Source organism: Micromonospora noduli (assembly GCF_003264365.1).
Taxonomy (GTDB): domain Bacteria; phylum Actinomycetota; class Actinomycetes; order Mycobacteriales; family Micromonosporaceae; genus Micromonospora; species Micromonospora noduli.
The window spans coordinates 1-379 of the sequence record NZ_PYAK01000217.1 but is presented as its reverse complement, the minus strand read 5'-3'; the positions used below and the strand labels follow the sequence as shown (position 1 = coordinate 379).

Here is a 379-nt window from a genome sequence, read left to right as displayed (position 1 = left end):
TAGTAAATTGATGTTGTGCAAAAACAAAAAGAATTACAACATGTCATGGATAATATACATTTGAAAGAAATTGATCATCTAAGTAAAACTGATACAATTGATAAAAATAGTAAAGAATTTAAGGCACTACAAGAAGATGTTAAAAACCATCTCATACCTAAATTTGAAGCATATTATAAGTCAGCAAAAAATTTGCCTGATGATACAATGAAAGTTAAGAAATTAAAAAAAGAATATATGATGCTTGCAAATGAGAAGAAGGATGCGATATATCAATTAAAAAAATTCATAGGTTTATGTAATCAATCTATCAAGTATAACGAAGACATTTTAGATGATACGAAACAATTTGAAAAAAATAAATACAAAGTTGAATAAG

1 protein-coding gene is annotated in these 379 nt (G+C 24.8%); it reads left to right on the top strand.

The features are described 5' to 3' along the window. Positions 1-15: 15 nt before the first annotated feature. Positions 16-378, top strand: coding sequence for an EMYY motif lipoprotein (locus GUI43_RS35270; protein WP_211326821.1), 363 nt, complete (start codon positions 16-18; stop codon positions 376-378). Position 379: the final 1 nt, after the last annotated feature.